Consider the following 26107-nt stretch of genomic DNA (forward strand, 5'->3'; position numbering starts at 1 on the left):
AGATGACGCGCACAATGCACAACCCCGCCCTTATGCTGCTGAACGCCAGCCCTCGGCTGCCGCTGATCGCTGTGCTGGCCGTGCGGTTTGCGGCTGCGGTCACTCAATGGGAACGCCGCCGCCGCAGTCGCGTCAATTTGGGGAATCTGGATGACAGGTTGCTGAAAGACGTTGGGCTTACCCGCATGCAGGCGGACCGTGAAGTAAAACGCTACTTCTGGCAGATCTAAATCATCCCCAGTCCCAATTTTTGGGACCTCTTCCTGGGCCGGGGCCTGTCCCCGGTCTTTTTTATCCGAACCGCGCCGCGGCCGAGCCTGCAGGCGGAATGGAATACGTCATTGCCGCCCGCGCAACCGGCTTGTCCATGCCTTCGGAAAAGATCAGCACATCACCGACGGCCAATGTTCGACCCAGTTTGAGCAATCGGCATGTCGCAATCAGATCGGCGCCACCTGTAGGTTTGCGAAGAAAATCCAATGAACTGTTGGTCGTCACAGCCAAAGATTGCCGCCCCACTCGCGCCAAAATCATTGCATAGACACTGACGTCGGCCAAACCGAACATGGACGGGCCTGAAACCGTACCTCCGGGGCGCAGGTGCCGATCCTGCACCACAAGGCGCATGGTAATGTTTTCTTCGGCCAATTCTTCGACAACGAAATCTTCATGCACCTGGGGAAACACCTCTTTTAGGTATTGCGACAGTTCATCCCGGTTCATTGCCAAAGCCATACTTTCCCTCCTGCTCTTCCCGACCTAGAGTTGGCCCAACTTGGGATCGGAGGGCAAGATGGCAATTCTGGAACGTAACGACACTGGCGCGGTGGCACGGCTTACAATGACCGCGCCCGAACGCTTGAACGCGCTGAGCGAAGAGATGCTGACCGCGCTTCAGGATGAACTTGACGCTTTGCGCGATGACAGATCCATCCGAGCAGTGATCCTGTCAGGCGCTGGGAAAGCTTTCTGTGCCGGGCACGATTTGAAGCAAATGACAGCCGGACGTCAGTCCGAAGACGGTGGCAAAGCCTATTTCCAGGACTTGTTCGCGCGCTGCGCCCGGATGATGATGTCGATCCAATCGATTCCTCAACCCGTTATCGCTCAGGTCCATGGCATCGCCACCGCCGCCGGGTGCCAGCTAGTTGCGACCTGCGACATGGCTGTTGCAGCCGAGGGTACGCGTTTTGGCGTGAACGGGGTCAACATCGGGTTGTTCTGCTCGACTCCGATGGTGGCGCTCAGCCGCAACATCCCCAGAAAGCAGGCTTTCGAGATGCTGACGACGGGTGCGTTCATTTCAGCCGAAAAAGCCGCAGAGCTTGGATTGATCAACCGCGTCGTCCCGGAATCGCAGCTTGAACATGAGGCCAATGCATTGGCTGAGCTTGTAGCCTCAAAGCTTGGCGTTGCCGTGAAAATCGGAAAAGAGGCGTTTTATCAACAACTTCAAATGCCCCTGGGTCAGGCCTACACCTATACCGGAGAGGTAATGGCGCAGAATATGTTGCACCGGGACACAGAAGAAGGCATTTCCGCCTTTATCGAAAAGCGCCCCCCAAATTGGACCCAATGAGGCAATTATTTTGCACATTTTTTGCCACTGTTTTGATTTTAGCACTTTTCAAAACGGCGACTCTGTGGCAAAGCTGGGTCGAGGCTGAGGCCTCAGGACACTTTTGGGTCGCCGTGGGCGGAAGGTCCCTCCAGCTGGTCTCTCTCACCAGCGCTGACATTCCCGCAGCGGCGACCCCAAGACCCCTTCTGTAAATTTGGTAATTTTGCACCGCCTGAGTTGCGCCCGATTGTGGTCTGCCCTATGTGGCAGCGCATGACACAAGTTTTGCATATTGTAGGCGGCGGAATGGCCGGGTCCGAGGCCGCATGGCAAGCCGCTGAGGCAGGCGTCGATGTGGTGATTCACGAGATGCGCCCCACGGTTGGCACCTTTGCGCATCAGACCGGAAACCTGGCTGAAATGGTGTGCTCGAACTCATTCCGGTCGGATGATGACGAACAGAACGCTGTGGGCCTGCTTCATTGGGAAATGCGGGCTGCCAACGGGTTGATCATGACAACGGCCGACGCCCATCGCCTGCCGGCCGGTGGGGCGCTGGCAGTGGATCGGGATCCTTTTGCCGAAAGCGTCACCGCAAAACTCCGCGCCCATCCGCGTGTATCGGTCACGGATGAAGAAGTGACCACCCTGCCCGATGACGGCCAATGGATCTTTGCAACCGGCCCGCTGACCTCGCCTGCACTGAGTGAAGCGATCCGCTCGGAAACAGGTGCTGAGGCGCTGGCCTTCTTTGATGCCATTGCGCCCATCGTCTATGCCGACAGCATCGACATGTCGAAGGCCTGGATGCAGTCGCGCTATGACAAAGGCGAGACCGAGGAAGAGCGCACAGCCTATCTGAACTGCCCGATGGACCGCGACCAGTATGAGGCGTTTATCGACGCGCTTCTTTCCGCCGACAAGACCGAGTTCCATGAAGGGGAAACCGCTGGTTATTTTGACGGCTGCCTGCCCATCGAGGTCATGGCAGAACGCGGGCGCGAAACCTTGCGCCATGGTCCGATGAAGCCGGTTGGTCTGACCAACCCACACGCACCGGACGTGAAACCTTATGCCGTGGTGCAGTTGCGCCGCGACAACGCATTGGGCACCCTGTTCAATATCGTGGGCTTCCAGACCAAGATGAAATACGGCGCCCAGACCGACGTCTTCCGCATGATCCCCGGCCTGGAAAACGCCAGCTTTGCCCGACTGGGTGGGATTCACCGCAACACATTCATCAACTCACCCACGTTGCTTGACGCGCAGATGCGGTTGAAATCCAAGCCCAACATCCGGTTTGCTGGACAGATCACCGGTGTTGAAGGCTATGTTGAAAGCGCCGCGATGGGGCTACTGGCCGGGCGTCTAGCTGCGGCTGAGATTCTGGGGCGTGACTTGCCGGACGTCCCGCAGGACAGCGCAATGGGCGCTTTGATCCACCACATAACCGGCGGGGCCGAAGCTAAGACGTTTCAGCCGATGAATGTGAATTTTGGTCTGTTCCGCCCCGTCGACGGTCTGAAAGGCGGACGGCGCGGCCGCAAGGACCGGTACAAAGCCTACACCGACAGGGCCAAGGCCGAATGGCAAACCTGGTTGGACCACTGCTGACTGGACGCACAATGCTGTCTCGGCCTAGCATGCTTCTATGACCGACAAGTTCCTAGACAGCACTTACAGCCTCGACACCCCACAAGAGACAGTATCGCACTACAAGAACTGGGCCGCGACCTACGATAAAGAAATCGAAGATCACGGATACGTCACGCCGACTCGTGTGGCGGCGGCTTTGTGGTCTGCCCACCCCCACCCTGAAACCCCGATTCTGGACTTTGGATGCGGAACCGGACTGTCCGGTCAGGCTTTGCGCGCAGTCGGATTCGAGCTTATCGACGGAATGGACCCCACCCCAAAAATGCTAGAAGAAGCAAAGGCAAAAGGTGTTTACAGAGCGTTGAGCGGCTTTGATATCACCAAACCAGCCCCGCTCAAGCGTGGTGCATATTCGATTGTCACAGCCATTGGTGTCATCGGTAAAGGCGCAGCCCCGGCAGAGACAATCGACGCATTGATGCACGCTTTACCCAAAAGAGGGCTGTTTGCGTTTTCTCTGAATGATCACGCGCTGGCAGATAACACTTACACGTGCCGCATCACCGATTGGGTCGACATGGGGGCTGCACGTTTGCTATTTCGTGAATACGGGCCGCATCTACCCGGAATCAACCTTAACTCTGACGTGTATATATTAGAAAAAGCTTGACTTTCCTGACACGCTTCGCGCCATCACCAACCGGGCCACTTCATCTGGGACACGCTTATTCCGCGTTGCTGGCCAGCAACATGGCCATAGCTGAAAGTGGTCAGTTTCTGCTGCGGATCGAGGATATCGATCAGTCTCGTTCAAGACAGCATTGGGAGGATCAGATCTATGACGATCTGACATGGCTTGGCCTGACATGGCCAAAGCCGGTTGTGCGTCAGTCGGACCGTATGGGGGTCTATGACCAGGCCTTAGATCGTCTTTGGGGACAGGGTTTCTTGTTTCCCTGCACTTGCAACCGAAAAGATATTGCCGCCGCTGCCAGTGCTCCGCAGGAAGGCGCTCCAATGCACGGACCTGACGGAATAATCTACCCCGGAACGTGTCGAAAAGCTCATCAGGACAAAGACTTAAGGCAGCATCCTCGACCACGTAACGAGCCACTACGGCTGGACATTGCCAAGGCGTGTCAAGCGATCAAAGACCGGTCCAGATTTCAGTTCATCGAACTTGGCTCAGGGCCTGATGGTGAAACGGGCACCATCACTTTCACCCCCGATGAGTTAATAGACACAATCGGCGACGTTGTATTGTCCCGCCGTGATATGGGGACATCGTACCACCTCTCCGTTGTCCTTGACGACGCAGCGCAAGGCATCACTCATGTGGTCCGGGGGCGGGATCTGTTCGAAGCCACGCGCATCCACGTTCTATTGCAGGCATTGCTGGATTTACCCACGCCTGCGTATTTGCACCATGATTTGATCCGCGATGAAGCCGGCAAACGACTGGCGAAACGGGACGATGCCCGTGCGATTTCGAAATACAGGGCCGAAGGCTACAGCCCTGCAGACATTCGACGCATGGTCGGTCTTTGACCGTTAGTCTTATTCCATCGGGGCCATAAGTTCAGTTTCAGTGCCATCACGAACAGCAGTATAGAAACAGGTCCGGCGGTTGGTGTGGCAGGCAGCCCCTGTCTGGCGTACCAGAACCAACAGGCAATCGCGGTCACAATCGATCCGAAAATCCACCAGCTCCTGCACGTGGCCCGAGGTTTCGCCTTTGATCCAGAAAGACTGACGAGAGCGCGACCAATAGGTCACCCTGCCCGTTTCCAGTGTCTTTTCAACGGCCTGAGCATTCATCCACGCCATCATCAGGACTTCGCCTGACGCGTCATCCTGCGCAATGGCCGGGATCAGACCCGCTTCGTTATATTTCAGCGTCGATGGATCGAACACGACGGGATCAGTCATCTCAAAAACCTTTTGCATCCGGTGGGCTGGCCACTATGTATGAGGAACACACGACGAGGGAAAGCCATGAGCGGCGAGAACGACCTGATTAAGCTGTATTCCGGGCGCATCCTGGCGCTGGCTGCGGATATTCCGCATCTTGACCGGCTGGACAACCCGGATGCGACGGTAAAGAAACGCTCGCCATTGTGCGGTTCGACTGTGACTGTGGATGTGAAGGTTGACGATGGTCGGGTCAGCGCCTTTGGTCAGGACGTAAAAGCCTGTGCCTTGGGTCAGGCATCGGCAGCAGTTGTCGGGGACGCCATCATTGGTACGACGCGTGCTCAGGTTGAAGCCGCGCGCGATCAACTGACGCGCATGTTGAAAAAAGACGGCCCCGCCCCGGATGCACCGTTTGACGGGCTGGAAGTTCTGATGCCCGCACGGGACTACAAGAACCGGCATGCATCAATCCTGTTGGCGCTGGACGCCACAGCCGAAGCGCTGGCACAGGCCGAACAGGCGCATTGCGCGTGAACTTGGCAAACTAGGGTAAACCCGTTACCCCTCTGATCAGGTTTTAGGAGGGATGGGTTTGGACAATCTGCTTGAGCATTTTGTAACGCTTTGGGTCGTTATCGACCCGATCGGCACAATTCCCGTGTTTATCGCCGTCACTGCGGGCCTAGGCGTCGCAGCCCGGCGCAAGACCGCGTTACTGGCATCGTTGATCAGCGCCGGGGTTTTGTTGTTCTTCCTCGTTTTTGGGCAATTGCTTATCGAAGCGTTGGATATCGGCCTGAATTCCTTTCAGGTCGCGGGTGGCATCATCCTGTTCCTCTTTGCGCTGACCATGATCTTTGGCGAAAGCAAGCAGGACATAGAACAACGTCAGGCGGAAGACGATCTGGAAGACAAATACCACAAGCAAAACCCGGCAATCTTCCCATTGGCGGTCCCGTCCTTGGCCTCACCCGGAGCGATGCTGGCTATTGTCATCCTGACAGACAATCACCGCTACAGCGCTGCCGATCAGGGGATCACCGCTTTGGTGATGCTTTCGGTGCTTTTGGTTGCGTTCTTTCTGATGCTTCTGGCAGAGCCGATCATCCGTTGGATCGGGCACTCGGGCGCGGCGATCATCAGCCGTATCATGGGGATGATCCTGGCCTCAGTCGCGGTCAACTCTGTTCTGTCCGCGCTGCTTGAGATTTTCAAAACCGGACAGCTGTAAAAAAAACCGCCGCACCTTCCGGGCGAAAGGGCGGCGGCAGGCATTGCGTGTCTCGCGTGGGGTCCGGTTCACCGCGCGGGGCCGAGGCATGGCCCCTCAAGGGGTTTGGGACAGGCAGGTCACCCTTGACTGAAATGGGGATGACAGCGCGGTTTTTTCGGCACGAGATCGCAGGCAGAAAGTCTTAAAAACCAACAGGCAGGTGCAACGCGACCATCAGGATCACGACCAGAGACATCACGCCAACCGCATCCTGCAGGATGGTCGATTGCGCGCGGCTGAAAGCGGTCTTTATCTGAGTCAGCATAGGGTCACCTCCGGTCAGAGTTTTAATCCTTTGTTGACCTTTTGTTCTCATATTTACCCGAGTCGGTAAAGAACTTTTTGCGAACATTTGTGAACTTTTTAGAACGTCTGGTCTAACCTACTGAAATCAAACGGATTGCCTGATCCTGTTTCATCAGCCACAAAAGAACACGCGCGGCGCGGCCCCGTTCCGACGTCAGTTTAGGGTCCGCATTCAGCAAAGCCCGCGCATCCGACTGGGCGACAGCCATCAACCCGGCCTGACGTTCAAGATCAGCGATACGGAACTTAGGAAGGCCGGACTGCGCGGTCCCGATCAGATCCCCGGCCCCGCGCATCTCAAGATCGGTTTCGGAAATGCGGAATCCATCCTCGGTTTCGCGCAAAACCTCCAGCCGTTTGCGCCCACCTTCGCTGAGCGGCGGTTGGTACATCAGCAGGCAAGTCGAGTCCGCGTCGCCACGCCCCACACGCCCTCGCAATTGGTGTAACTGTGCAAGCCCGAAAATCTCGGCCCGTTCGATCACCATGATCGTTGCGTTGGGAACATTGACCCCAACTTCGATCACGGTTGTCGCCACCAGAACCTTGGTGTCACCGTTCTGAAAGGCGCTCATGGCAGCGTCTTTATCAGTGGGTGGCATCTGACCATGAACCAGCCCCACAACGCCTTCCCCCAGAATAGCGCGCAACCGTTTGAACCGATCTTCGGCGGCGGTCAGGTCCGAAACCTCGGATTCATCCACCAACGGACAAACCCAGTAACACTGCCGCCCCTCTTCGATCGCGCGGCGCAGATGCGACACGACCTCGTCCATACGCTGCGTGCTGACAATCGCCGTTTTGATCGGTTTTCGCCCGGGCGGCTTTTCGTCCAGCACCGAGACGTCCATGTCCCCGTATTGCGCCAACGCCAGGCTGCGCGGGATCGGTGTCGCCGTCATCACCAGAACATCCGCACCCTGCCCTTTTTCCGACAGTTCCATCCGTTGCCGAACACCAAATCGGTGCTGTTCGTCCACGATAGCCAAGCGCAGAGCCTTGAATTCCACGTCATTTTGAAACACGGCATGAGTGCCGACCAGAATCTGAATATTACCCTGTTTCAGCGCCTCAAGCTTGGCACGACGCTCGGCCCCCTTATCCCGCCCGGTGAGCAGTTCCAAAACCACCCCGGCCTCTTCGGCCAATGGGCGCAACCCTTCCAGATGTTGACGCGCGAGAATCTCGGTCGGGGCCATCATCACACCCTGCCCACCGGCTTCGACGGCGATCAGCAGTGCCATAAACGCCACCAGTGTCTTACCTGCACCAACGTCGCCCTGTAGCAAACGGTTCATGCGGGATTCAGATGCCATATCAGCCGCGATTTCATCAATCGCCCGGCTCTGAGCGCCGGTCGGGCGATACGGAAGGCTGGCCAGCACCTTGGATTGCAATCTTCCGGTCGCGACGCTGACGATACCTCGGGATTTGCGCTCTCGTTGACGGGCCAATGCCAGGGTCAACTGATGTGCAAACAATTCGTCATACGCCAAACGCTGCCGCGCGGGTGCAAATGGGGCGACGTCATCCGCCCCCTGAGGGTGATGCCCGGCGTGAATGGCCGAAGCCCAATCCGGCCATTTTTGCTGGGCCAGCTGCGCGGGGTCGATCCACTCCTCAAGCTCAGGCGCCCGCGCCAACGCGCTGCGACTGGCCTTGAACGCCGTTTTCTGGGTCAGCCCTTGTGTCAGATGATAGACAGGTTCGAATTCCGGAATCTCTCCGGCCTGTTCGACCGGCAACATATGGTCCGGATGCACCATCTGGGCCATGCCGTCGAACAATTCCAACTTGCCTGAAATTACCCGGCGCGATCCCTGCGGAAGCAGCTTTTTCAAATAGTCTCCACGCGCATGAAAAAAGACCAACTGGAAATCGGCCTGACTGTCTTCGACATGAACGCGATAAGCTCCGCCCTTGTTGCGCGACGGACGATGAGCGCCAACAGTGACTTCAACAGTCAATGTAGCCGGCAGGTCAGCACCCTGAATCGTGTCGCGCCTGCGCCGATCAACCACCGCATATGGCAACCCGAACAAAACATCGCGCGGGCTTTCTACGCCGGTCTGCGCCATAACCTGCGCGGTTTTGGGACCAACACCCTCAAGTGTTTCCAAACCCGCAAACAGCGGGAAAAGCTGTTCAGGCCGTCCGCTCATGCGCCTTCGATCAGCTGCAGCCAGCCATCCTCATCCAACGTTTCGATCCCAAGCTCTGCCGCTTTCTTCGCCTTCGACCCAGCTCCGGGGCCGGCAACCAGAATATCGGTTTTCTTGCTGACAGAGCCAGACACTTTTGCACCTAAAGCTTCGGCCCTAGCCTTGGCTTCGGCGCGCGTCATCTTTTCCAGCGTTCCTGTGAAAACAACCGTTTTGCCTGCGACCGGGCTGTCGGACGCAGGTGCATCGGGTGCGATAACGGTCAACTCCTGCCGCAGTGTATCAAACGCGCGCCGCTCTTCCGCATTTGCAAATGCATCTGACAGAGACAGCCCAAGCGTTGCTCCGATCCCATCGATACCGATCAGATCGGACCATGCGGCATTGGCCTCTGCTGGTACGCGAGCTGCGACAATCGCTGCATCACGCACTTCCTTAACGCGTGCACGACGACCTTCAGCCAGTGCTGCGGCCCGCTCGGCGTCTTCTGCCTCATCAGCTTGCCGTTGCGCCAAAGCCGCCGGGCGCGCAGCATCCAACGCTTTTGCCATGGCATCCCACTCGCGGTAATACAACGCCAGATCACGTGCGCCAACTTCGCCCACATGGCGAATGCCTAATGCAAACAATAGCCGCGCAAACGGAATGGTTCGCTTTTCATCGATCGCTGCAAACAGGTTTCCGGCCGAGGTTTCCCCCCACCCGTCGCGGTTTTTCAGCCGGGCCAGATTCCCCTTGTCACGCTGTTCCAGTGTAAAGATTTCCGCAGGGGAATTAATCGACAGCACCGGATCATCGTAGAACATTTCGATCTGCTTTGCACCCAGTCCTTCGATGTCAAACGCCTTTCGCGACACGAAATGTTTGAGTTTTTCCACCGCTTGCGCCGGGCAGATCAAACCACCCGTACAGCGGCGCACCGCGTCACCTTCTTCGCGGATCGCCGCGCTTTGGCACTCGGGGCACAGCGTCGGGAAGGCAAAGGGCTGAGCATCAGAGGGGCGCTTCGTCAGGTCTACGTCCGCCACTTTCGGGATCACGTCACCCGCGCGATAGACTTGCACCCAGTCGCCAACGCGAATGTCTTTGCCGTCGCGGATCGTACCGCCTTTGGCATCACGCCCAGCGATATAATCTTCGTTATGCAGTGTGGCGTTGGATACCACGACCCCGCCCACAGTCACCGGATGCAACCGAGCCACAGGGCTGAGCGCACCCGTGCGACCGACCTGAATGTCGATTGCTTCCAACCTCGTCCAGGCCAGTTCAGCAGGAAACTTATGCGCAACGGCCCATCGCGGCGTGGTCGAGCGGAACCCCAAGCGCGCCTGAAGGGACAAATCGTTGACCTTATAGACAACCCCATCAATGTCGTAGCCCAAGGTAGAGCGTTGCGCTTCAATATCCCGATAATGCTCCAACATGACTTGGGTTGTTGCGCACAGACGGGTCAGATCATTCGTTGAAAACCCAAGCGACTTGAGCCGATCAATCGCTTCCATTTGCGTACCCGCCAGAGGCTCAGACACTTCACCCCAGGCATAAGCAAAGAACTTCAGGGGACGGGATCGCGTGATTTCCGCATCCAATTGACGCAAAGATCCGGCCGCTGCGTTACGGGGGTTGGCAAATGGTTTTCCGCCCCGCTCTGCTTGCCGGGCATTCAGTGCCTCAAAATCGGCATGAGACATATAGACCTCACCGCGGACCTCAAGAACTTCGGGCGCGTGGTCCAATTGCTGAGGAATATCCGAGACGGTGCGTGCATTTGCGGTCACGTTCTCGCCGACCTCACCGTCCCCTCGTGTGGCCGCCTGCACAAGCAGCCCTTTTTCATAGCGCAAGGACAGGGACAAACCGTCAATCTTTGGTTCAGCCGTGAAAGACAGAGGCTCCTGCGCGCTTAGGCCAAGATACTTGCGAATGGATCTGTCGAAATCAGCCACGTCTTCGTCATCAAAAGCGTTGCCCAGCGACATCATTCGAATAGCATGCGTGACTTTCGAAAACCCGTCTGCCGCCTTTGAACCCACTTGCTCCGACGGGCTATCACCACGTTTAAGGTGAGGGAATCGCGCCTCAATTTCTGAGTTGCGGCGTTTCAGTGCATCGTATTCAGCATCTGAAATCTCCGGTGCGTCTGCACCGTGATAGAGCGTGTTCGCCCGCAACAACACATCCGCCAGACGCGCCAGTTCGGCGCGTGCTTGGTCTTCGGTCAGATCAGAAATGGAGATTGAGTTGCTCATGGCCTCGCCCTGTCACGCGTTCTTGGACCTCAGTGATAGGGCGAGGTCATGGCCAGGTCCAGACGTGCTGAGCCGTGAGTGCAATGTGCTGCCCCGGACCGCCGACAGCACAGGTGGTTCAAATCAGAGGCCGACAGCCATTCGTGTTTCTTCCAAACTGTTGCTTTGCGGGTCGCGCAGCACATATCCACGCCCCCAGACGGTTTCGATATAATTCTCGCCGCCGGTTGCGTTGCTGAGCTTTTTGCGAAGCTTGCAAATAAACACATCAATGATCTTCAGCTCAGGTTCATCCATACCGCCATAGAGGTGGTTCAGGAACATCTCTTTGGTGAGAGTCGTGCCCTTACGCAAGCTGAGCAGTTCGAGCATTTGGTATTCTTTGCCGGTCAGGTGAACAGTTTTTCCATCCACTTCCACGGTTTTGGCATCCAGGTTTACCGCAACCCGACCGGTATGAATGATAGATTGCGAATGCCCTTTCGACCGGCGGATAATGGCGTGAATACGCGCCACCAGCTCTTCCCGGTGGAATGGTTTAGTCAGGTAATCATCTGCACCAAAACCAAAGCCTTTGATCTTGCTTTCGGTATCATCGGCCCCTGAAAGAATCAGGATCGGTGTTTCAACACGTGCGATGCGTAACTGAGGCAGAACCTCGTGCCCGTTCATGTCCGGCAGGTTCAGATCCAGCAAAATCAGATCGTAATCATAGAGTTTCGCCAGATCGATGCCTTCTTCGCCAAGATCCGTAGCATAAACGTTCAGGTTTGCATGCGTCAGCATCAATTCGATGCTTTTGGACGTGGTCGGATCATCCTCGACAAGAAGTACGCGCATTTTTCACTGCTCCAATTCGGTCAACAATTCCAATTAAAATTAAACCTGAACAAGAATGGTTAATCTGACGTTACCGTTGAATCATTTATTCATACTCTCCCTTAGGTTGTCGATATTTTTTTAAAGCGGTGGCCTTCAACGCCTCGACACCATGTTCAGCGACAAGAGACACCCAGCTGTTGAACTCTTCATCACTGATCCCGTACTTTTTCTTGGCATCAGACAAGCCGATCAGGCCGTAAAGCACGCCACGCACAACCAAAATCTTGCGTGAGGCCACCCAGCGGCGCGTATTTGCAGGCGGCAGATCCGCGCGTGTCAAAACGGACCCATCGGGCAGTGTCACGGACCTTGGGCCCTCAACTTTGTGCAAAAACATCTTTCAACCCTTTTCTTCCTGCTCCGTTACTGACATCAGGCTACTTAAGACCGCATGAAACCGCCCCTTGAGAATGTGTAGAATTTTCTTATATTCCGGCGGTCTTCCTTAACCCGAAACGGAACTGATCATGGCCCTCGATACCGAGACCCCGCTGAACTCGCTTGGTTTTGCTAAACCGCCCTCGGAAACGCGGGTGGTTGTTGCGATGTCCGGTGGCGTCGACAGCTCGGTTGTGGCGGCCTATCTGGCGGATCAGGGGTATGACGTCGTTGGGGTTACGTTGCAGCTTTATGACCACGGAGCGGCTTTGGCCAAGAAAGGCGCGTGTTGCGCCGGGATCGATATTCACGACGCGCGCCGTGTGGCCGAGGAGCGTGGCTTTCCGCATTACGTCTTGGATTATGAGAACATCTTTAAAGACGCCGTGATCGACGAATTTGCTGACAGCTATCTGGCGGGCGCGACCCCTGTGCCCTGCATTCGCTGCAATGAACGGGTGAAGTTCAAGGATCTGCTGGAGACTGCCAAAGATCTCGAGGCCGACTGCATGGCCACCGGTCACTATATCCAGCGCAAGATAGGCCCCAATGGGCCAGAGCTTCACAGCGCCGAGGATGCGAACCGCGATCAGTCTTATTTCCTGTTCTCGACCACGCCGGAACAGTTGGACTTCCTGCGTTTTCCTCTGGGCCACTTGCCGTCCAAGGACGCGACGCGTGAAATGGCGGCGCAATACGGGTTGTCCGTTGCGGACAAGCCTGACAGCCAGGACATCTGTTTCGTGCCCAATGGCAACTATGCCAGTGTCATCGAAAAGCTGCGCCCCGGTGCAGCGGAACCCGGCGAAATCGTACACGCCGATGGCCGCGTTCTAGCGCAGCACGACGGTGTGATCCATTACACCATCGGGCAACGGCGCGGCCTTGGCATCGGCGGCCTGAGCGAACCGCTTTACGTCGTCAAACTGGACGTCGACAAGAAACAGGTTGTTGTCGGCCCCAAAGAGATGCTGGCCACCCGAGTTGTACCGGTGCGCGAGATCAACTGGCTGGGCGATGAACCTTTTACCTCGCGCGATGAATGGCACCTGAAGGTCAAAGTTCGCTCAACCCGCCCGCCGCGTGAAGCCATCATTCGTCCGCTGTCCGACACAACAGCAGAAGTTGAACTGCTGACGCCGGAAGAAGGCATCTCTCCGGGTCAGGCTTGTGTGTTTTATGCAAGTGAAGGCAGCCGCATTTTTGGCGGCGGCTGGATCTGGCGCGGATACTAAGCCGATACAGGTTCGACCTCAGACTCGATCTGGATTTGCAGCGCATCGTTGAACCGGTTGAACGCTCCGCACAACGCGATGCGCCAGGTCAATTCAACGATCTGTGCATCGTTGAACCATTCTCGCAGGTCGGACACTTCGGCGTCCCGCATACGACCGGACCGTGTTGTCACGGCTTCGGCATAGCGCACAACAGCTTTGTCACAGGCATCAAGTTCAGGATGATCCTGGACATCCGGGAGGCGCGCAGCCCCTTCCGAACTAAGGCCCGCGACCGTTAGCAGCGGCGTATGATGGGAAACGCAGTAGTCGCAAGCATTCAGCTTTGACACCGTTACCATCGCCAATTCCAGTGCGCGGCGTGGCAGGTTCTGCTGTTCGCGCAACGTGGTCAGCATTCCGGTGACATGGTCCAGAACGGGCGGGCAATAGGCAGCCACGCGGGCCCAATTGTCGAACGGGCCATACGCGCCCAAAGCTTCACGGGACGCGCGTGCTTCTTCCGTCATCTCATGATCCAACAACGGGGGAATGCGGGTCATTGCTAAGCTCCTTTTTCGATCAAGATATCTCAGGCCCACGCCGCTGCAACAACCGGGCTGAGATCACTTATGCGCGTCACGGGCGCGTCTTGAACCCGCTACACAATATCTGTGGGCGAGTTAAAGAGAATGTAAAGCCCAACGCAGACCATGATGTAAGGAGCGATCCGATCCAGACGTGCGACACGAGGGCCGAGGCTTTTGGCGCGGGGCGCCCCCCATGTCGCAACAGCGACCAGACCGGCGGCGGCCGCTACTGCACCAACCAGTGCTGCCACGCGATAGGAGGGCGCGGAGTCCGCAAGCAAAGGGGTCATAACCGCAAAACTGTCGATCGAGAGGCTCAGGAAAAGCGTGACGACCGAGGTTACGGCGCCTTTCGGTTCTGCCTCTTCCACTTCCTCTTCCCGAAATTGCTTCCAAATACCACGCAAGCCAAATGCCAATGGTACGATGCCCAGATACCCAATCCAGAAGGGCACACCGCTTTGGTTCAACCCCAACGCCACGGTCAAAGCCAGAGTCAGAACAAGTGTCTGTGCGACCGCAAAACCTAAAATGGCGCGGCGTTGCTCCATAACCAAGATCAGGCCAAGCAAGACAGCCAGATTGTCGAGATTGGTGGACACCATCGCAATCCCGGCAGACACCGCGAACAGCGCATGATCAAGCATAATCGACCTGCATTCTGTCTAATACAGCCCGTGCTGCCCGCAGACCAGGGGCTTCGCCACCTCGGCCCAATCGGTCCATGGTCAGACTCATGGCAAGCTGCTGCGCATCCGGGGCGTTGATCACATTGTGCAAGGCCTGGGCGATCTTTTCGGGTCGACAGTCATCCAGCAGACATTCCGGCACAGCGCGCGTATCTGACACCAGATTGACCAGCGTTACGGTGTCCAGTTTAACCATCCGTTCGGCCATCTTCTGTGTAAGCCAGTTGAGTTTGTAGGCTATGACCATCGGCGTATTCTGCGCAGCAAGCTCAAGTGACACAGTCCCTGACGCCGCAAGCGCCAAACTGGCCGCGCCAAACGCGGAACGCTTGTTGGCCAGGGCTTGATCCGCGTCTTCGTGGCGTGGGTCCAGCACAACCGGGTCTCCGGGCCAATCCGTGACCAAGTCTTTCACGAGATCGGTTGTCGCGCCTACGGTTGGGATCACGACGCGGTAGTCCGGATGGTCCTTGACAAACAGCCGCAATGCGCCGCCAAAGGACTCCGCAAGCCGTTCGATCTCTCCCCGACGTGATCCGGGCAAAGCCAGAAGGATCGGCGCGTCTCCCAGATCAAAACGGCTCCGAAATGCGGCGATCTCGTCCCGAGTGGCAACCGGTTCACTGGCCACCGGATGGCCGACAAAGTCGCACTCCATCCCTGCCCGTTCCATATACGGCGGCTCAAAAGGAAGCAGCGCCAGAACATGGTCTATAACCTTGGCCATCTTGTCGGCCCGTCCCGGCCGCCAGGCCCAGACGCTTGGGGCGACGTAGTGAACCGTGCGGGTGTTGCTTGCGGCCTTTACGATCTTGGCAACTCGCAGGCTGAAATCCGGGCTGTCGATGGTGATCAACACATCTGGGTTCGTGTCCAGAACGGCCTGCGCAGTCTCGGAGATCCTACGCTTGAGGTGAAAGAACTTCGGCAAAACTTCGACAAGGCCCATGACCGACAGTTCAGACATAGGGAACTGGCTTGTGAGGCCCTGCGCCTCCATCAGTGGGCCACCAACCCCGTCAAATTCCACATTTGGGACCAGAGTTTTCAAGCCTTTCATCAACGCGCCGCCCAGCCGGTCGCCCGAAGGTTCTCCGGCGACCAGAAAAACGCGCATCAGGCTGCCCGCTCGCGGATGAAAAGGAACAGACCCAGTCGGTTACATTCGGCTATGACCTGCTCTTGCCTCAGAACAAGCACGCCGCCTTTTTCCAACACGATCCCGGACAACCCGGCCGCGACCGCGTCTGTGACGGTATCGGGTCCGATGGCAGGTAGATCGGCGCGCCGGTCTTGATCGGGTTTGGGCCCTTTGAACAGTATGCCTCCACCCGCGTCTGGTCGTTGGATCAAAGACTTCAGCATCCAGGCAGTGCCGAATATCCCTTCTATCGCGAGCGCCTGACCTTTAGAGACCGCACATGCTTGTCCGGTATCAGCAGCCCCCATTGCGCGCAGAATACCAGCCGCACGGTCTGCATCGGCCATGTCAGCCTCAGAGGGTTGCGCATCCGTCAGACAGCCCAAAGGTGGAAGCAAACCGGGCGCAATGTCATGTGCGGCGCGCATTTGCAGCCCTGCATCCTCAAGGATTCCGATGACCGCACGCAACGCGCCGTCATCGCCGGACATGATCGCCTTTTGGATCACCGGAACCAACGGCAGGGTCGCAGCGTCAATGCGGCTTGGGTTGATGGGCGGGCGTTGAACTGCACCAGCCAGACAAACTTGCGTCACGCCCCGCGCCTTGAGATCGGCAATGAAGCTGCCCAGCTGCTCCAGCGGGAATTCTATATCCACGGTCAGATCGTCAGGTGGAAACCCTTCCAGTGCGCAGATCAAAGGTCGGTCTGCGAGCTGAGCCACAACTTCGGTTGGCAATGCCCCTGTTCCCGCAATCAACGCCAGCATGGGTTTATTTCCCTGGTGTCAGGAATGAGCGATCACTGTGGCCGGTGACAAAATCAACGATCCGTTGCACGTAATCACTTTCATTGCCTTCGCCGATCCGGCTGGCGCGGTCCATGAAGGTTCCATCGCCCTCGGACAGTTCCTTGAAGGCCGCGCGCAGCGCCGAGATATCCTCGCGCGAAACACCCTTGCGTTTAAGACCTACAAGGTTCAAGCCGTCCAGCTCACCACGTGAGGCCTGCACCAGACCGTAGGGAATAACGTCTTTGGGCACCATGGTCAGCGCCCCGATGATCGCGCCACGCCCGACGCGCACCCATTGATGCAATCCCGAGATGCCGCCGACGATCACATCGTCTTCCACGATACAGTGACCGGCTGCTCCTGCATGATTGACCATGATGACCCGGTTGCCGATCTGCACGTCGTGCGCCACGTGAACGCCCGCCATAAACAAGCAATCGTCGCCAATCCGCGTCACACCGCCGCCACCGTCGGTACCGGTGTTGATCGTCACATGTTCCCGGATCCGGTTACGTTGACCAATTTCCAGACGGGTGTTTTCGCCACCAAACTTCAGGTCCTGAGGAATTTCACCAATCACCGAGAAATTGAAGATAATAGTATCTTCACCAATCGAAGTGTCACCGGTCACGACCACATGGGATTTCAGTTCAACCCGATCCGCAAGTTTGACCTGCGCACCCACATAGCAAAATGGACCGATCGAGCAGTCCTGCCCGATCTGCGCGCCCTCTTCGATAATTGCGCTGGGATGGATTCCGCTCATGTCGTTTTTTCCATGTCCCAATCTACATAGGCCGAAAATTCGGCCTCGGCCGCCACTTCGCCCTCAACAGTGGCCCGGCCGCTGAACTTGAACAGCTTGCCGCCTTTTTTGCCGCGCACGGTTTCAACATGCATCTCGAGAACGTCACCGGGCACAACCTTGCGACGGAACTTGCACTTGTCGATGCTCATGAAATAGATCAGCAGCTCGGTGTCGATGACGTCCATGCCAACACCCAGCATTACACCTGCGGTCTGGGCCATGGCCTCAACAATTGTGACGCCCGGCATGATCGGTGTGCCTGGGAAATGCCCCTGAAAGTGCGGCTCGTTCATGGTCACGTTCTTGATGCCGCGCGCCGACTGATAGCCCGAGATGTCCACGACCTTGTCGACCAGCAAAAACGGATAGCGGTGCGGCAAGATCCTTTGGATCAGCTGAATGTCGGCGCTTTTGGTTTCCGTGGTCATTGATCAGGTATCCCGTTTTGGATGTTTCTTTTGCGCGTGGTTAACAATACCGCATTCCAAGAGCAAGCAACCCTATTCGCCATTGCCTTCTTGCAGCGTGCTGCCATCACCGATTGCGGCGTCGATGCGAGCGATCGCGGCCTCGGTAATGTCTGTCGTACTAACCACGACATTCGACCGTTCGATCATCACACTGGCACCGAACTCGCGCAGCAGATCAACAAGAATTGGGCGCACAATTTCAAAAAAAGTCTGTTGCGCTTCTTCGCTGCGCCGCGCCAATGCGTCCAGTTTGGCGCGCTGGCCTTCTCGATGGGACTGAACCTTGGTGTCGAAAGCCTCGGCCAACGGGCGGAATTCCTCGGCAGGCAAGGTCGCACGCTGTTCCGTAAGTTCTTTTTCTTCCTGGCTCAGCTCGACCACAATCCGTTCGTTTTCTTCTGCCAACAAGGCGCTTTCAGCCTCAATCTCTCGTAGAACGCGCTGCCCGAAAGCCGAGTCGGCAAAAAGTTCTTCGCTGGAAAGCGTAACGACGCTGGCCTGCGGCACGCCAAGTTGTTGTGCGTCCAATGCAAGCGGCATCACAAGGGCCGAAAACACACACAGGGCCCGTAATGGGCCCCGTGCTATCGTCATGAGTATATTCAGCATTTGGGATCAGAACCGAGCCTGAATGGTAAAGTCAAAGTTCTGTTCCTTGTCGAAGGACTCTTTCTTGAGAGGCTGAGAGAAGTTGAACTGCAGCGGCCCAAACGGCGTGTCCCAGAGAACCGAAATGCCGATCACATGGCGGATTGATCCGCTCGCACCCACAATAGTTGCGCCTGCCGTGTTCACATCGTCGATGTTATAGAGGTTGCCGACGTCATAGAACAAACCACCGCGCAGACCAAGTTCTTCTGGCAAGCCAAGCGGGAAGTCGGTTTCGAACCGGGCAACCCAGTAGTAGTTGCCGCCGATGGCATCGTCCTGACCGTTGGACAAGTCACGTGGGCCAATACCAGCGGGCTCAAAGCCACGGAAGGTGTTCGGGCCCAATACAAAACGGTCGACAGTACGGCTGAAGTCGTTGCCTCTCCAATGCAGCGCGCCCAATTCCATGGTCGCCCGCAGCACGACTTCTTCGTTCCAAACACGGGTTTGTGCGATACCGCGCGCTGTGGTTTTGAAGTACTTGTTGTCTCCTCCAAGACCGGCCGCATCAACGCCAACCTCGAACAGAACACCGGAATTCGGATCCAGACCACCGAGTCGGCTGTCATACACGTAAGATACACCCAACGAGCTAGAGGTTCTTTTGCCTTGCGCAATTTCGGACGAAATAACGGCGCCATTGGTTTCGTTGTCCTGTTGGGTCATCTCGCTGCGATCCCAACCATAGCGCAAGCGCAGCGATGACAACTCGCCGATGGCGTAGGTCAGCTGCGGCGTGAAGAACAGCGAGCTTGTGTCATAGCTGGCAAAACCAGAGTTCGTTCCCGACAGCCCCAGCCCCAAGTCAAAACGCAACTTGCGGCCTAAAAGATAGGGTTCTGTAAAGCTGATCGCATACTGCTCGGAGTCCTGCGCGGTTGAAATGGTCAGACCCAGGTTTTGACCACGTCCCAAAAAGTTGGATTCGTTCAGGCCGATTGCAATCCCGAAACCGTCCGTGACCGAGTAGCTACCACCAAGGCTAAGCGAGCCTGTCGGTTGTTCTTCAACATCCACATCTAGGATCACCTGACTGGGCGAAGACCCTTCACGCGGCTCGACATCTGCGGTGGCGAAGAAGCCCAGAGCATTGATCCGCTCGGCCGCCTGACGAATTTCGCGCGGATTGAACGGGTCGCCTTCTACAGTGTCGAACTGACGTCGGATGACACGGTCCAGCGTGGTGGTGTTTCCTTCAATGTCGATCCGCTCAACAAAGATGCGCGGCCCTTTTGTCAGAACGAATTCGACGTCCAGTGTCAGGTCGCGATCATTGCGCGTGATGCGAGGTTCGACCCGCAAGAAGTCCACACCCTGTTTGACGCCCAGACGTTCCTGACGCGCAATCGAGTTTTCGATCAGCGATGGCGTATAAGTCACGCCCGGCTTGATCTTCAGTGCATCCTGATATTCAGCCGCATTCACGCCGGGGATTTCACTTACTGTTGTGATCTTGCCAAACGAGAATTTCTGCCCTTCAGTGACGTTCATCACCAAGAAGAAGGCGTCGCGTTCACGGGTGAATTCCACATTGGCGCTGTTTACGCGGAAATCGACATAGCCGCGCGACAGGTAGAAATCGCGAATGACCTGTTTGTCGAATTCGATGCGGTCGCCGATAAATGTATCATTGCGGAAGAAGGTTCGCAGGAACGTCGCCTGCTTGGTTTCGAGAACACGGCGCAACCGGCGATCCGAGAAGGCGCGGTTGCCAACAAAGCTGACGCGTTCAACTTCGATGGTGGTGCCTTCCGATACTTCGAAAACCAGATCGACGCGGTTGTCACTGCGGCGGATGATCCGCGGGATGACTGTTGCCGCGACCCGGCCTTGCGCAGAATAAATTTCGGCGATCAGGTCAGCGTCTGCTTCCGCCGCCTGAGGGGTAAACACCCGGCGCGGTTCAGACTCGATGGCGTCCAGCAAAACATCGTCTTTGACGCGTGCGTTTCCTTCAATGCTGATCTGGTTGATCGTGGGGTATTCCTGAACTTCGATCACCAGAGTCGTGCCGCGCGGCGTCAGCTCGACTGTTTCAAATACACCACTGTCAAGCAAACGCTGATAGGCATCATTGATCTGACCAGCGCTGACTGTTTGCCCGGGTTCGATTCCGGTTCGGGCGATGATCGTGCCCGTTTCAATCCGGCGATTGCCTTCCACCTGAAACGAATTGATCGTGAAGTTCTGCGCCTGCGCTGCATTCGGAAAAGCCACCAAACACGCCGCAACAAAAAGGAAAAGAACCGTTAGCGCCTGCCACAAAATATTGTTTGTCGGCATTTGCCCCCCGCAGGATGTGCCCGCGTCTCGCCTGTCAGTCATTTTGTGCTCTACCCAGAATTTTAAGACTTTAATGCTGAGTAACGAGATTAAATGAGCTTGTCAAAAGGCGAAATAGAAGCATTCCAGTGCGACGCGGCACAGCAAGCTTTCTGCATTTCGGTGAGAATCAGAATCCGGCCAGATAAACCCCGGCCAGATACATTGCGCCAGTCAACGCCAGCGCTGTCATGGCAAAGCTCAACAATACGTCACGGTTCAGCATGAAAAGAAAGCTGAACCCCTGGTATGATTTTTTTAGCGCTTTGGTCATGGCGATACCCTTTCAACGCAAAAAGTATAGCCATGAATTGAGGCGGGAATGCGGCCTAAACTTGCACCAACCGCCACATTTAGCAGAACAGATCGTTGCTGACCGAGAACAGCATAAGGGTAAGGATGATAGTGATCCCCAGCCCCATAAGAATCCTCAGCGCGCCATCACTGGGTGGTTTTCCGGCGACCGCTTCATACGCGTAGAATACCAGATGACCGCCATCCAAGGCCGGGATCGGGAACAGGTTCAACAAACCGACAGCCGTCGACAAAACCGCGATAAAGAAGATGAAATTCTGCGCCCCTTGGCTGGCCATTGCACCCGAGGTTTCAGCAATCCCGATTGGCCCGGAAATGTTACAGGTGCTGATCGCTCCCGTAATCATGTGCCACATGCCGGACAGAGACCCTTCGATGATACGGCCGGTCTGAATGACGCCGCCACGCAGTGAATCCACAAAACCGGCGGGCTCAGTGGCGGGCTCTAACATCATGCCGCCGATGATCCCGATCCGCCAATGTGTGACAAACCCGCCTTCCGGCTTTGGTTCATCCGTACGGCGTGGGGCAAGCGCGAACTCAAGATCAGAGCCGTCTCGCCATACATTCAACAGCAAAACGCGCCCATCCGAACTTTCGACAAAATCCTTCAGTTGATCGAAGGCAAAGATCGGTTCGCCGTTCACGGCTGTGATCACATCACCCTGCTCTAACTGGATGTCCATGGCCGCACTGCGCGGGGCAACCTGACGGATCAGCGGTGGGAACATCCAGGGGGCCTGAACGTCCAGTGTTTGTCCATCGCGAATGACCGTGTAATCCAGAACCGGTTGCACCGGCAACGCGTCGATGAAATCCTGCCAGGCACCCTCTTCATCGTAGTCTGGCGTAGGAACACCGGCAATTGCGGTGATCACATCACCTTCCCGCAGTTCCTGTACCGTCCCCGGCAACGGCTGCAGAGAGCCCACGGTCAAGGGTTCGCGCGACACGCCCTGAGACCAGAAGATCATACCGAAAACAAAAATGGACATGGCAAAGTTAAATGCAGGACCCGCCGCAACTGTGGCAGCCCGCGCCCACAACGGGGCCCCGTGCATGGTGCGCCGCAGCTCTTCCGGGCTTTGGGCGGCGATTTCGCCCATCGCCTCTTCATCCTTGCCCGACGCAGCATTGGCGTCGCCCAGGAATTTCACATATCCGCCAAATGGGAGCAGCGCGATCTGCCACCGGGTTCCACGTTTGTCGACGCGGCTCCACAGGACCGGACCGAACCCGATCGAGAACACCTCGGCATGGATGCCCGACCACCGGCCCACGATGTAGTGGCCGTATTCATGCACGGCCACGATGACCGACAAGGCGATGACAAAGGCAACAATCGTCCAAAGAAGATTGCCAAATTGAGGGATCAGCGAAAGTACGTCCAAAATTCTATCCTGCTCGTTCCACCACGGTGTCATCGACCCATTGACGTGCCAAATGGTCCGTTTGCTGCACGTTATCAAGGGTCATCGCGGCATCAATAAGGCCGTCTGATGCATCAAATCGGTCGAGAACGGCAGCAACTGCATCGGCCATATCCGTAAATGAGATATGGCGAGCAATGAAATGGTCCAGCGCTCGTTCTTTTGCAGCATTGAATACCGAGCCCGCCAAACCGCCGCGATCCATGACATCCCATGCCAGTTTCAGTGCAGGATACCGTGTCAGGTCCGGCGACTTGAAGTTCAGTTGGCCCAGTTTCGTAAGATCGAGCCGTTCCACAGGAAGGTTGCGGCGCTGGGGCCAATGCAAGGCATAGCCAATTGCGTGACGCATGTCCGGTGCGCCCAAATGGGCAATCACCGCCCCATCCCGGTATCCAACCATCGCGTGCACGATGGATTCCGGATGCACCACAACTTCGATCTGCGTCGGGGAGACCGAAAAGTATTCTTTGGTTTCTATGACTTCCAGCGCCTTGTTGAACATGGACGCACTGTCGATTGTAATGCGTTGGCCCATGTCCCAATTCGGGTGGCTGGACGCTTGTTCAACCGTTGCAGTGGCCAGGTCTTCCAGCGGCCAGTCCCGAAAGGCTCCGCCGCTTGCCGTAATAATCACGCGCTCGACCGCATCGATGTCTTCACCGACCAGTGCCTGAAACACGGCCGAATGCTCGCTATCGACGGGCAGCAACCGCGCATTATGGGTCTTGGCTGTTTCCAGAACCAATGACCCGGCGCAAACCAGCGTTTCCTTATTGGCAAGCGCCAGCGTCGCCCCTTGTTTGAGCGCTTCAATCCCCGGCGCAAGTCCCGCTGAACCTACAATGGCCGACATAACCCAGTCCGCCGGGCGCGCCGCGGCCTCGGCAATGGCACGCGACCCAGCCGCCACTTCCACGCCGCTACCTGCAAGTGCACTGCGCAGGTCGTCCAACTTATCTTCATGCGCAGTCACGGCCAGATTGGCCCCAAGGCGGCGCGCATCGTCGGCCAATTGCTGAATATTCGCACCACCGGTCAGAGCCACGACGTCGTAGTCGTCTGGCGCGCGTGCGATCAGATCAATTGTATTTTGCCCAATCGATCCTGTGGCCCCAAGAACAGTTACTTTGCGCATTACATCCCACCTGGCGCGTAAATCAGCCCTGCGATCAGAACAAACAACGCAGCGCCCATCATGCCGTCGAAGCGATCCAGAAAGCCACCGTGGCCCGGGATCAGATTTGAACTGTCTTTGACGCCAAACTTACGTTTGACCGCGCTTTCGATAATATCACCGATCTGACTTGCCATTGAAGCCAGTACCGAAACAACGACAAAGGCGAATCCGAAACCGGCATGGGTTGCAAAGGCGATCCCTACACAGGCCGCTGCAGCCCATCCACCTGCGGTTCCCGACCACGTTTTCTTCGGGCTGACCCTGGGCCAGAACTTGGGACCGCCGATTGTTTTGCCGACGAAATAACCAGCGACATCCGTTGCCACGACCACGGCGATCAACCACACCATCCAGCCAAAGCCGAAATTTTCGCGGATCGAGATAAAACCCAACCCGGCCCCAACGATCCAAACTGCAAACAGCCCGTACAGAATTTTCGACCGGCTCACCTGCCCCATACCCACCAATGCAGGCGCGACAACAACAGGCAATGTATACAGCGGTGGCACATGATAACTGAGCAGAACCGCAGCGCTTGTCAGGATACCCAACTGAATACCCGTGCTCTGACTGTTCGGCTCAATCATCCGAACCAGTTCCCAGGTCATCAGACCACAGGCCACCGCGATAAAAATCTCGAACCAGATACCGCCCAGCCACACCTCGACCGCGCCAATCAGGACCAGTACCGCAGCAGAAAGAACCCGTGCTGTCAGGTCAGACCATCGGCCTTCGCTCATGCCAGCACCGCTCCGAACCGACGCTCTCTGGAGCCGTAGTTGCGGCACAAGGCTTCCAATTCGGCTGCTGTGAAATCCGGCCAAAGCGTATCGATGAATTCGTATTCCGAATACGCCGACTGCCACAAAAGAAAGTTAGAGATTCGTGCTTCGCCACTGGTCCGAATAACAAGATCCGGATCCGGAAGAACGCGCGTATCCAGATACTTAGGCAGCGTTTCTTCATCCACCTCTTCAGGCTTCAAACGCCCTTCGGCAACATCACGCGCCAACCGTTTAGTAGCGCGTGCAACCTCATCCCGACCACCGTAATTCAACGCTACGGTCAAATGAACAAGGTCGTTGTCCTTCGTTTCCTGTTCCAGAGAATCCATCAGCTCGGTCAGTTTTGAATCCAGACGGACCCGATCACCGATGAACCGCACGCGAATTCCATTGTCGGCGAGAGTTCGGGTTTCCTTGATGATGTATCGACGAAACAGGCTCATCAGGCCCGCGACCTCAACCTGGGTTCGTTTCCAGTTCTCAGTCGAAAACGCAAACACAGTCAGATACTTGATCCCCAATCCCGGGCAGGCCTCTACCACCTCACGGACACGCCGTGCACCTGCGTGATGACCAAACAGTCTAGGACGGCCACGCGCCTGTGCCCAACGACCGTTGCCATCCATAATGATAGCGACGTGGCGCGGGCCGGAAACCGGATCGGTTTGGGGATCTTTGGGCATCAAACCAGCTCAGACCTGCATGATTTCAGATTGCTTGGTCTCAAGTGCGGCGTCGACGGCCTTGATCATGTCATCGGTCAGATCCTGAACTTCGCTTTCCCAAAGCTTCTGGTCATCTTCCGACATCCCGTCCGCCTTGGCCTTCTTGATCTGGTCCATACCGTCGCGGCGCACGTTACGGATCGAAACCCGAGCACTTTCCGCATATTGCCCCGCAACCTTGCCAAGCTCGCGCCGACGTTCTTCGTTGAGTTCCGGGATCGGCAACATGATGATTGTGCCGTTCAGCTGAGGGTTGATACCAAGCCCGCTTTCGCGAATGGCCTTTTCCACCTTACCAACCAGTGACTTATCCCACACATTTACAGTCACCATCCGCGGTTCCGGCACGTTCACCGTCCCCACCTGGTTGATCGGAGTCAGCGAGCCATAGGCGTCAACCATGACAGGCTCGAGCATAGATGCCGAAGCCCGACCCGTACGCAGCGAGGCAAATTCAGTTTTCAGATTGGCCATGGCGCCATCCATGCGGCGCTTGAGATCATCGGTGTCCAGTTCGAAGTCGTCAGACATGCTGCTCACTCCCCGTTTTCAGGTACTCTTTGGATGGGTCTTACGCCATCACAATTGGGATGTATAGCAATCATGGTCGGGAATTGTATCAATGGCCAGAGGTGTTGCGACCATTTTGTACCAACTCCGATCCGATCCTCG

The 26107-nt window shown here is 56.6% G+C and carries 29 protein-coding genes; 8 read left to right on the forward strand and 21 right to left on the reverse strand.

The genetic code is table 11. The features are described from left to right. Window positions 1-2 precede the first annotated feature (2 nt). On the forward strand, window positions 3-230 hold the full coding sequence (locus GOV90_RS02715; RefSeq protein ID WP_171090112.1) for a DUF1127 domain-containing protein: 228 nt from the start codon (window positions 3-5) through the stop codon (window positions 228-230). Window positions 231-291: 61 nt separating this feature from the next. Here GOV90_RS02715 and GOV90_RS02720 read toward each other — a convergent pair whose 3' ends face one another. Then, window positions 292-735 (reverse strand): PaaI family thioesterase, encoded by a 444-nt coding sequence (locus GOV90_RS02720; RefSeq protein ID WP_171090113.1) that lies wholly within the window; start codon window positions 733-735, stop codon window positions 292-294. A gap of 58 nt (window positions 736-793) precedes the next feature. On the opposite strand from GOV90_RS02720, the gene GOV90_RS02725 reads away from it, so the two are divergent. The 4 genes from GOV90_RS02725 (at window position 794) to gluQRS (ending at window position 4705) form a co-directional block, all read left to right on the forward strand. Continuing rightward, on the forward strand, window positions 794-1579 hold the full coding sequence (locus GOV90_RS02725) for an enoyl-CoA hydratase (RefSeq protein WP_171090116.1): 786 nt from the start codon (window positions 794-796) through the stop codon (window positions 1577-1579). 255 nt (window positions 1580-1834) lie between these two features. Then, complete coding sequence (trmFO, locus tag GOV90_RS02730) at window positions 1835-3175, forward strand: methylenetetrahydrofolate--tRNA-(uracil(54)-C(5))-methyltransferase (FADH(2)-oxidizing) TrmFO (RefSeq protein ID WP_171090118.1); 1341 nt, start codon at window positions 1835-1837, stop codon at window positions 3173-3175. Window positions 3176-3212: 37 nt separating this feature from the next. Next, a complete protein-coding gene (locus tag GOV90_RS02735; protein WP_171090120.1) occupies window positions 3213-3827 on the forward strand; it encodes a class I SAM-dependent methyltransferase in 615 nt (204 codons plus the stop codon). Further along, window positions 3824-4705 carry a tRNA glutamyl-Q(34) synthetase GluQRS gene (gene gluQRS, locus GOV90_RS02740; RefSeq protein WP_171090122.1) on the forward strand — a complete coding sequence of 294 codons (882 nt, stop codon included), beginning with the start codon at window positions 3824-3826 and terminating at the stop codon, window positions 4703-4705. The genes GOV90_RS02735 and gluQRS overlap by 4 nt, the downstream gene beginning before the upstream one ends. Window positions 4706-4714: 9 nt before the next feature. Here gluQRS and hisI read toward each other — a convergent pair whose 3' ends face one another. Beyond that, window positions 4715-5104, reverse strand: coding sequence for a phosphoribosyl-AMP cyclohydrolase (gene hisI, locus GOV90_RS02745; RefSeq protein WP_171090125.1), 390 nt, complete (start codon window positions 5102-5104; stop codon window positions 4715-4717). A 48-nt stretch (window positions 5105-5152) separates the two neighbouring features. Between hisI and GOV90_RS02750 the strand changes: the two genes are divergently transcribed. Both GOV90_RS02750 and GOV90_RS02755 read left to right on the forward strand, forming a co-directional pair. Then, window positions 5153-5605, forward strand: a complete 453-nt coding sequence (locus GOV90_RS02750) for an iron-sulfur cluster assembly scaffold protein (protein ID WP_171090127.1) — start codon at window positions 5153-5155, stop codon at window positions 5603-5605. A 58-nt stretch (window positions 5606-5663) separates the two neighbouring features. Next, entirely contained in the window at window positions 5664-6302 is a 639-nt protein-coding gene (locus GOV90_RS02755; RefSeq protein ID WP_216602331.1) for a MarC family protein, read from the forward strand. A 184-nt stretch (window positions 6303-6486) separates the two neighbouring features. Here the strand turns inward: GOV90_RS02755 and GOV90_RS21290 are convergent, their stop codons facing one another. The 5 genes from GOV90_RS21290 to GOV90_RS02775 form a co-directional block, all read right to left on the reverse strand. Continuing rightward, window positions 6487-6609, reverse strand: coding sequence for a hypothetical protein (locus GOV90_RS21290; RefSeq protein WP_256367922.1), 123 nt, complete (start codon window positions 6607-6609; stop codon window positions 6487-6489). Window positions 6610-6721: 112 nt separating this feature from the next. Next, window positions 6722-8812, reverse strand: a complete 2091-nt coding sequence (gene recG / locus GOV90_RS02760) for an ATP-dependent DNA helicase RecG (RefSeq protein ID WP_171090131.1) — start codon at window positions 8810-8812, stop codon at window positions 6722-6724. Next, window positions 8809-11061: an NAD-dependent DNA ligase LigA gene (ligA, locus tag GOV90_RS02765; RefSeq protein WP_171090133.1), complete on the reverse strand. Its 2253-nt coding sequence runs from the start codon at window positions 11059-11061 to the stop codon at window positions 8809-8811. The genes recG and ligA overlap by 4 nt, the downstream gene beginning before the upstream one ends. Before the next feature lie 123 nt (window positions 11062-11184). Further along, the gene (gene ctrA / locus GOV90_RS02770) at window positions 11185-11901 is read right to left on the reverse strand and encodes a response regulator transcription factor CtrA (protein WP_171090135.1); all 717 of its coding nucleotides are present in this window, start codon (window positions 11899-11901) and stop codon (window positions 11185-11187) included. An 85-nt stretch (window positions 11902-11986) separates the two neighbouring features. Next, the gene (locus GOV90_RS02775; RefSeq protein ID WP_171090137.1) at window positions 11987-12280 is read right to left on the reverse strand and encodes a DUF1153 domain-containing protein; all 294 of its coding nucleotides are present in this window, start codon (window positions 12278-12280) and stop codon (window positions 11987-11989) included. 130 nt (window positions 12281-12410) lie between these two features. Here GOV90_RS02775 and mnmA point away from each other — a divergent pair, with 130 nt between their 5' ends. Further along, window positions 12411-13556 (forward strand): tRNA 2-thiouridine(34) synthase MnmA, encoded by a 1146-nt coding sequence (mnmA, locus tag GOV90_RS02780; RefSeq protein WP_171090139.1) that lies wholly within the window; start codon window positions 12411-12413, stop codon window positions 13554-13556. Here mnmA and GOV90_RS02785 read toward each other — a convergent pair. The 14 genes from GOV90_RS02785 to frr form a co-directional block, all read right to left on the reverse strand. Beyond that, window positions 13553-14098 (reverse strand): carboxymuconolactone decarboxylase family protein, encoded by a 546-nt coding sequence (locus GOV90_RS02785; RefSeq protein ID WP_171090140.1) that lies wholly within the window; start codon window positions 14096-14098, stop codon window positions 13553-13555. The two genes, mnmA and GOV90_RS02785, sit on opposite strands and share 4 nt — an antisense overlap. Before the next feature lie 98 nt (window positions 14099-14196). After that, window positions 14197-14772, reverse strand: a complete 576-nt coding sequence (locus GOV90_RS02790; RefSeq protein WP_171090142.1) for a hypothetical protein — start codon at window positions 14770-14772, stop codon at window positions 14197-14199. After that, a complete protein-coding gene (gene lpxB / locus GOV90_RS02795) occupies window positions 14765-15931 on the reverse strand; it encodes a lipid-A-disaccharide synthase (RefSeq protein WP_171090144.1) in 1167 nt (388 codons plus the stop codon). The genes GOV90_RS02790 and lpxB overlap by 8 nt, the downstream gene beginning before the upstream one ends. Next, on the reverse strand, window positions 15931-16725 hold the full coding sequence (locus GOV90_RS02800) for an LpxI family protein (protein ID WP_171090146.1): 795 nt from the start codon (window positions 16723-16725) through the stop codon (window positions 15931-15933). Before GOV90_RS02800 ends, lpxB begins: the two co-directional genes overlap by 1 nt. 4 nt (window positions 16726-16729) lie before the next feature. Next, window positions 16730-17515 (reverse strand): acyl-ACP--UDP-N-acetylglucosamine O-acyltransferase, encoded by a 786-nt coding sequence (gene lpxA, locus GOV90_RS02805; RefSeq protein WP_171090148.1) that lies wholly within the window; start codon window positions 17513-17515, stop codon window positions 16730-16732. Then, a complete protein-coding gene (gene fabZ, locus GOV90_RS02810) occupies window positions 17512-17985 on the reverse strand; it encodes a 3-hydroxyacyl-ACP dehydratase FabZ (RefSeq protein WP_050602398.1) in 474 nt (157 codons plus the stop codon). Before fabZ ends, lpxA begins: the two co-directional genes overlap by 4 nt. A 72-nt stretch (window positions 17986-18057) precedes the next feature. Next, a complete protein-coding gene (locus GOV90_RS02815; protein ID WP_253284712.1) occupies window positions 18058-18621 on the reverse strand; it encodes an OmpH family outer membrane protein in 564 nt (187 codons plus the stop codon). A gap of 21 nt (window positions 18622-18642) precedes the next feature. After that, on the reverse strand, window positions 18643-21003 hold the full coding sequence (gene bamA / locus GOV90_RS02820; RefSeq protein WP_171090152.1) for an outer membrane protein assembly factor BamA: 2361 nt from the start codon (window positions 21001-21003) through the stop codon (window positions 18643-18645). Window positions 21004-21130: 127 nt separating this feature from the next. Beyond that, window positions 21131-21274 (reverse strand): hypothetical protein, encoded by a 144-nt coding sequence (locus GOV90_RS02825; protein WP_171090153.1) that lies wholly within the window; start codon window positions 21272-21274, stop codon window positions 21131-21133. Window positions 21275-21353: 79 nt separating this feature from the next. Continuing rightward, the gene (rseP, locus tag GOV90_RS02830; protein WP_171090155.1) at window positions 21354-22706 is read right to left on the reverse strand and encodes an RIP metalloprotease RseP; all 1353 of its coding nucleotides are present in this window, start codon (window positions 22704-22706) and stop codon (window positions 21354-21356) included. A 4-nt stretch (window positions 22707-22710) separates the two neighbouring features. Beyond that, a complete protein-coding gene (dxr, locus tag GOV90_RS02835; RefSeq protein ID WP_171090157.1) occupies window positions 22711-23883 on the reverse strand; it encodes a 1-deoxy-D-xylulose-5-phosphate reductoisomerase in 1173 nt (390 codons plus the stop codon). Then, a complete protein-coding gene (locus GOV90_RS02840) occupies window positions 23883-24665 on the reverse strand; it encodes a phosphatidate cytidylyltransferase (RefSeq protein ID WP_171090159.1) in 783 nt (260 codons plus the stop codon). The genes dxr and GOV90_RS02840 overlap by 1 nt, the downstream gene beginning before the upstream one ends. Then, a complete protein-coding gene (locus tag GOV90_RS02845) occupies window positions 24662-25393 on the reverse strand; it encodes an isoprenyl transferase (protein ID WP_171090161.1) in 732 nt (243 codons plus the stop codon). The genes GOV90_RS02840 and GOV90_RS02845 overlap by 4 nt, the downstream gene beginning before the upstream one ends. Before the next feature lie 9 nt (window positions 25394-25402). Then, complete coding sequence (frr, locus tag GOV90_RS02850; protein WP_171090164.1) at window positions 25403-25966, reverse strand: ribosome recycling factor; 564 nt, start codon at window positions 25964-25966, stop codon at window positions 25403-25405. Between the last annotated feature and the right edge of the window lie 141 nt (window positions 25967-26107).

Origin of the sequence: Ruegeria sp. HKCCA5929 (assembly GCF_013034525.1) — a bacterium.
In the GTDB taxonomy this organism is placed as follows: Bacteria; Pseudomonadota; Alphaproteobacteria; order Rhodobacterales; family Rhodobacteraceae; genus Ruegeria.

Excerpts from the sequence above, each read along its gene's own strand:
- GOV90_RS02825 (WP_171090153.1), bottom strand. The coding sequence starts at position 21,274 with ATGACCAAAGCGCTAAAAAAATCATACCAGGGGTTCAGCTTTCTTTTC.
- bamA (WP_171090152.1), bottom strand. The coding sequence starts at position 21,003 with ATGACTGACAGGCGAGACGCGGGCACATCCTGCGGGGGGCAAATGCCG.
- lpxA (WP_171090148.1), bottom strand. The coding sequence starts at position 17,515 with ATGAGCGGAATCCATCCCAGCGCAATTATCGAAGAGGGCGCGCAGATC.
- GOV90_RS02815 (WP_253284712.1), bottom strand. The coding sequence starts at position 18,621 with ATGACGATAGCACGGGGCCCATTACGGGCCCTGTGTGTGTTTTCGGCC.
- GOV90_RS02735 (WP_171090120.1), top strand. The coding sequence starts at position 3,213 with ATGACCGACAAGTTCCTAGACAGCACTTACAGCCTCGACACCCCACAA.
- mnmA (WP_171090139.1), top strand. The coding sequence starts at position 12,411 with ATGGCCCTCGATACCGAGACCCCGCTGAACTCGCTTGGTTTTGCTAAA.
- hisI (WP_171090125.1), bottom strand. The coding sequence starts at position 5,104 with ATGCAAAAGGTTTTTGAGATGACTGATCCCGTCGTGTTCGATCCATCG.
- GOV90_RS02750 (WP_171090127.1), top strand. The coding sequence starts at position 5,153 with ATGAGCGGCGAGAACGACCTGATTAAGCTGTATTCCGGGCGCATCCTG.
- GOV90_RS02790 (WP_171090142.1), bottom strand. The coding sequence starts at position 14,772 with ATGCTTGATCATGCGCTGTTCGCGGTGTCTGCCGGGATTGCGATGGTG.
- GOV90_RS21290 (WP_256367922.1), bottom strand. The coding sequence starts at position 6,609 with ATGCTGACTCAGATAAAGACCGCTTTCAGCCGCGCGCAATCGACCATC.
- recG (WP_171090131.1), bottom strand. The coding sequence starts at position 8,812 with ATGAGCGGACGGCCTGAACAGCTTTTCCCGCTGTTTGCGGGTTTGGAA.
- frr (WP_171090164.1), bottom strand. The coding sequence starts at position 25,966 with ATGTCTGACGACTTCGAACTGGACACCGATGATCTCAAGCGCCGCATG.
- lpxB (WP_171090144.1), bottom strand. The coding sequence starts at position 15,931 with ATGCGCGTTTTTCTGGTCGCCGGAGAACCTTCGGGCGACCGGCTGGGC.
- GOV90_RS02715 (WP_171090112.1), top strand. The coding sequence starts at position 3 with ATGACGCGCACAATGCACAACCCCGCCCTTATGCTGCTGAACGCCAGC.
- GOV90_RS02845 (WP_171090161.1), bottom strand. The coding sequence starts at position 25,393 with ATGCCCAAAGATCCCCAAACCGATCCGGTTTCCGGCCCGCGCCACGTC.
- dxr (WP_171090157.1), bottom strand. The coding sequence starts at position 23,883 with ATGCGCAAAGTAACTGTTCTTGGGGCCACAGGATCGATTGGGCAAAAT.
- GOV90_RS02720 (WP_171090113.1), bottom strand. The coding sequence starts at position 735 with ATGGCTTTGGCAATGAACCGGGATGAACTGTCGCAATACCTAAAAGAG.
- GOV90_RS02775 (WP_171090137.1), bottom strand. The coding sequence starts at position 12,280 with ATGTTTTTGCACAAAGTTGAGGGCCCAAGGTCCGTGACACTGCCCGAT.
- ctrA (WP_171090135.1), bottom strand. The coding sequence starts at position 11,901 with ATGCGCGTACTTCTTGTCGAGGATGATCCGACCACGTCCAAAAGCATC.
- GOV90_RS02785 (WP_171090140.1), bottom strand. The coding sequence starts at position 14,098 with ATGACCCGCATTCCCCCGTTGTTGGATCATGAGATGACGGAAGAAGCA.
- fabZ (WP_050602398.1), bottom strand. The coding sequence starts at position 17,985 with ATGACCACGGAAACCAAAAGCGCCGACATTCAGCTGATCCAAAGGATC.
- GOV90_RS02725 (WP_171090116.1), top strand. The coding sequence starts at position 794 with ATGGCAATTCTGGAACGTAACGACACTGGCGCGGTGGCACGGCTTACA.
- trmFO (WP_171090118.1), top strand. The coding sequence starts at position 1,835 with ATGACACAAGTTTTGCATATTGTAGGCGGCGGAATGGCCGGGTCCGAG.
- GOV90_RS02840 (WP_171090159.1), bottom strand. The coding sequence starts at position 24,665 with ATGAGCGAAGGCCGATGGTCTGACCTGACAGCACGGGTTCTTTCTGCT.
- ligA (WP_171090133.1), bottom strand. The coding sequence starts at position 11,061 with ATGAGCAACTCAATCTCCATTTCTGATCTGACCGAAGACCAAGCACGC.
- GOV90_RS02800 (WP_171090146.1), bottom strand. The coding sequence starts at position 16,725 with ATGCTGGCGTTGATTGCGGGAACAGGGGCATTGCCAACCGAAGTTGTG.